The 4685-nt window shown below is 41.5% G+C and carries 5 protein-coding genes; all 5 read left to right on the forward strand.

What is annotated here, in order from left to right:
• The coding region (locus tag B2089_RS07235; RefSeq protein WP_296686524.1) for an ABC transporter substrate-binding protein at positions 1 to 1031 on the forward strand (1031 nt) is incomplete at its 5' end.
• A gap of 241 nt (positions 1032 to 1272) precedes the next feature.
• Positions 1273 to 1584 (forward strand): hypothetical protein, encoded by a 312-nt coding sequence (locus tag B2089_RS07240; protein WP_296686527.1) that lies wholly within the window; start codon positions 1273 to 1275, stop codon positions 1582 to 1584.
• A 140-nt stretch (positions 1585 to 1724) separates the two neighbouring features.
• Positions 1725 to 2570 (forward strand): ABC transporter ATP-binding protein, encoded by an 846-nt coding sequence (locus B2089_RS07245; RefSeq protein WP_296323796.1) that lies wholly within the window; start codon positions 1725 to 1727, stop codon positions 2568 to 2570.
• On the forward strand, positions 2567 to 3499 hold the full coding sequence (locus B2089_RS07250) for an ABC transporter permease (RefSeq protein WP_296323798.1): 933 nt from the start codon (positions 2567 to 2569) through the stop codon (positions 3497 to 3499). The genes B2089_RS07245 and B2089_RS07250 overlap by 4 nt, the downstream gene beginning before the upstream one ends.
• A gap of 74 nt (positions 3500 to 3573) precedes the next feature.
• Positions 3574 to 4680 (forward strand): ABC transporter substrate-binding protein, encoded by a 1107-nt coding sequence (locus tag B2089_RS07255; protein WP_296686531.1) that lies wholly within the window; start codon positions 3574 to 3576, stop codon positions 4678 to 4680.
• Positions 4681 to 4685 lie beyond the last annotated feature (5 nt).

Consider the following 4685-nt stretch of genomic DNA (forward strand, 5'->3'; position numbering starts at 1 on the left):
CATTTATAGGCTGCTCAAAAAAAACAGCTTCAATTCCTGAACTGAAGCTGAGCAATGTGCTGGCATCAAATTACACACCAGTTATTTCTATTTCTGTTGAAGATGGTATTGCAGAAAAATATGGCGTCCACCCCGAAATACAATACGATGATAATTTTGAACCGCTTATGACAGGAAAGGTCGATGCCAAACTTAATGCGTTGGGAATTCCACTTATTTCTGGGGCAAATGGTGCTGACCTTGTTTTGTTTGCGGGAACAATGAGCGGTGGACATATTGTATTTACGAACAAATCGCTTGCCGAGGAATTGAAAGACCCCAAAAATTGGAAAGGACACTCAATTGCAGTGACGAATCAGTCTACCCAGTTGCTTGTTTTAAGTGCATTCTTGAAAGAAAAATACGGCTATTCTGCCGATGATGTAAAATTTAAATATTTTGATAGCAATCAGGCTGTTATCGCGGCAGTGGCGAAAGGAGATGTCGACATTGTTCCTTCTCCCTATGCCCTGCGCGATACAGCGGTTTCTTCTGGTTTGATACAAATTGCTGATTTAGTTGACTATTACCCTGATTATGCGTGCTGTCGCCAAACGGCATACGGTGCAAGATTCCGTTCAGACCGACAGGTATATGTCTCCTGGGTGAAAGGCCTAATAGAAAGCTGGAAACTGTATAATTCTGATCAGAAAGAAGCGATTCGTGTTGTGTCACAGGTGACTCGGCAAGATGAGCAATGGGTGTATGACCATATTTATGACAGAGAACGAACGGGGTATGTTTCATACAATCCCGACCCATTTTATAACGGAGTTCTGTCGCAATTTGATGCTTGCATTGATCAGGGCTACATAAACGATAATCATCGCGAACTTGCCGAATATTTTGATATTTCTGTGTATGCGGACGCGCTTCGGGAAGTTATAAAAGAAAATCCTGACGAGCAGTTCTACAAGGATATGTGGGCATATTTTGTTGACCACAATAACAAATATCCAAATTTTGAAAAGAATTATTCTTCAACTATATAAAAATAAAAAAAAAAGAGGTCTTCTATGATTTTGAAAAATGTAAGAAAAACATTTCTATAATTTCTTTCTGGGCTTAGCTGATTTCGGAACATTCTCCAGAGAGAAGCTGCCGTCGGAGTTATATACGGTAGGAGACGCAGAATATACACTCGGAGTCGTTGATTTTCTTGTGAACGAGCTGGGGCTTACGCATAAAAAAACGTTTATTACTGATGATGCTCAAAGTGAAAGTGTGCGGAAAATGATTGTCGAAAATGCCGAAAAGTTTATTCCCGGCATAAAAGACTCACTTTTCCTAGAGGCTGACGGCGGTAAGATTTCAGGGAAATTGTATGAATCCATAGGAAATTCAAAAGATGCGGTCATTTTTGGAAGTACCTGGGAAGAGCTGGTAGCTGACCATACGGGAAATCACAGCGTATTTTTATCCATGCCTTTGTCGAGAGATTTAATTCTCGAAAAAACATTCACGGGATATACCGGCGGTCTTCGTCTTATCGAGGAATTCTATGCCGGAATGTTGAAAAAGCACAGCATTGCGACTTTCCGATGAGAAACTCTATAAAAAAAATCTATAGCTTCTATAAAGAATTTGTATTAGGCAGACTTTGAAAAAACATATATAACTACTATGTTACTAGGTAGAATTGATGCCGGTTATTCTATGATTTTCCTTCGTAAAAGGGGCTTGTTATGGATGAAAAGCAGAAAAGGGATGATGAAAAGCCAATTATTGAAATCAAGGATTTATGCCTGACATATTCTTCTGATTTTGATGCTGCAAGTTATGAGGCTCTTCTGGACATAAATCTTACGGTAAATAAAGGAGAGTTTATTTGTATCGTTGGTTCCAGTGGCTGTGGAAAAAGCACTCTGCTTTCTGTTTTGGAGGGACTGCATCTTCCGTCATCGGGAAGCGTAAAGATAAACGGCCGTGAACTTTCTGGTCCTGGCGTTGAAAGGGCAGTGGTATTCCAGAGTTATTCGCTTTTTCCCTGGATGAGTGCTTTGGAAAATGTTGCCTTTGCCGTTTACGAAACGAGCAAAAAACGGAAGAGAGTTTCAAAAAAGCAGGCTCTCGAAACGGCAAAGGCTTTCCTTCATAAAGTTGAGCTGGACGGTTTTGAAGACAAACTGCCAGGTGAGCTTTCAGGAGGCATGCAGCAGCGTGTTGCCATTGCCCGCGCCATGGCTTGTAATCCTGACATTCTGCTTATGGATGAGCCATTCGGAGCTTTGGACGCAAAAATCCGCGAGAATCTGCAAAACCTTTTGCTTTCACTGTGGAGAGACGATGAAAACAAAAAAACGATTATTTTCGTGACCCATGATTTGAATGAGGCGGAACTGCTTGCCGACAGAATCGTTTTCATGGTTCCGAAGCGTATTCAGGCAGTCATCGAGGACAATCTTCCTCGCCCGCGAAATTATCCTTATGTTCAGGAAAGTGAAGAATACAAAAACTTATATCAAAAACTCGTAAAATATTTCTACAACGAACCAACACAGCTGGTCATAGACGACGGAGGTCATATATGAAAAAAAGAATTTTCGGAAACATTTTCAATCTCGCTAATCTTTTTTTTATTCTTACGCTTCTGTCCTTCCTGTTACCGAGCAAATACAAGACAGAAATGTCGGAGGGGCTAAAAAGTCCGCTTGTATTCGGCATTGTGCTTGTAATTATCGAGATTTTCTTTGTATTCCAGCTTTTGAAGCCGCAAAAAAATCGTTCCGCACGAGATATTTTTGCATTTGTCTACGGATTTTTGTTTATATGGGAGCTGGGGGTTTCGAGATTTAATCTGCTTCCTTATGTATTCATTCCGGCTCCTGAAAATGTGTTCCATGTGTTTGTTAGCGACACTCAGACAATTCTTCTGGGCTTTTTGAGCTCAATGTATCTTCTTGTTTTTGGAATGACAAGCTCGATAATTCTTTCAGTTGTTTTGGGAACGGTAGTCGGATGGTCACCACGCCTCTCAAAGGCGATTTACCCGATTGCAAAAGCTGTTTCCACGGTTCCGGCCTTGATTTATACACCGTACATCGTCATTTTGATGCCGACATTCCGTTCAGCTTCGATTCTGGTCATCTTCTTAAGCATTTTCTGGGGCAGCTTTATGGAATCAATCAACAACACGGTATTTGTCGAGAGGAAAATCATCAACGCGGCGAAAGTTCTTTCTCTTTCAACGCCGACGATTCTCTTCAAGATTATCATTCCGTTCAATATTCCGCGAATCATAAACAGCCTGCCGATTCGTTGTGCGACTGCTATCATGACCCTTTCAGCGGCAGAAATGCTCGGTGCGGATATCGGAATGGGCTTTTATGTAAAATTTGCCCTTAATTTTGCGATGTATACAAAGGCGATTGCAGGAATCATCTTCATTGGCCTTGTAGTCACAATCTTAAATATCGGAATCACGTTCTTGCAGAAACACTTCATCAAATGGAGTTACTAGCGCATGAAAAAAATCAGAAAAATCAGTTCTGAAAATTAAAAAAGGTTTTAGAAGAGGAGTAAAAAATGAAACCTATGAAAAAATTTCTTAAAAGCATGGAAATGACTGTCTTGACCGGCACATTCCTGCTGGCATCTGTCACTTCGCTTGCGGGGTGCTCAAAAAAAGCAAAGTCAAATGCACCGTCTTTGAGGCTTGCAAATGACATCACTTCAAACTACACCCCGATTATCAACACCGCAGTCCTTGAAGGACTTGCCGAAAAAAATGGTGTCTGTCCGATTATTGATTACAACGACGGTATCGAACCGCTTATAACCGGTAAAATCGACGGACGGCTCACAGATTTGGTCGCTTCTCTCATTACCGGAGGCAACGGTGAGGATCTGGCTATTTTTGCAGGGACAATGGGTGGCGGACATATCGTGTATGCGAATAAAAATGTCGCCGGACAGGTCAGGGATTTGAAGAATTGGAAGGGGCGTACAATCGGCGCACGGGTAAAAATTACTCCGCAGCTGGTTCTTGCACACGCACTCAAAGAAAAATACGGATATTCTGATGAGGATGTCACATTCAAGTTCTTTGATAATGATCAGGCTATTATGGCTGCCTGTGCGAAGGGTGAAATTGACATTGGTACAACCTATTATGCATATAAGGACACTGCAGAAGCACAGGGACTTGTCATCATCGCTGAGCTTGTTGACCTTGCCCCGGACTATGCCTGCTGCCGCCAAACCGCAAACGGAAAGAAGGTTAAATCCGACAGAAATCTCTTTGTAGCATGGACAAAAGGCCTGATTGAAGCCTGGAAAGTCTACAATACTGACGAGAAAACGGCAATCAATGCCGTAAAGAAAATCACAAAACAGGATGACACATGGGTTCGACAAAATATCTATGATCCTGAACGAACGGCCCACATCACATTCAATCCGGATCCATTCTATAACGGTTGTCTTGCTCAATATCAGATTTGTGTGGATAAGGGCTATATCAATAAGGAAAATCCGCGTCCGCTTCCTGAATATTTCGATATTTCGATTTATGCAGACGCACTCAAGGAAGTCATAGCTGAAAATGCTGATGACAAATTCTATAAGGATATGTGGACTTACTTCGTTTCTCATAACAACGAGTATCCTGACTTTGAAAAAAAATATCCTGCGACATTGTAAAAAAA

Origin of the sequence: Treponema sp. UBA3813, assembly GCA_002368605.1 — a bacterium.
In the GTDB taxonomy this organism is placed as follows: Bacteria; Spirochaetota; Spirochaetia; order Treponematales; family Treponemataceae; genus Treponema_D.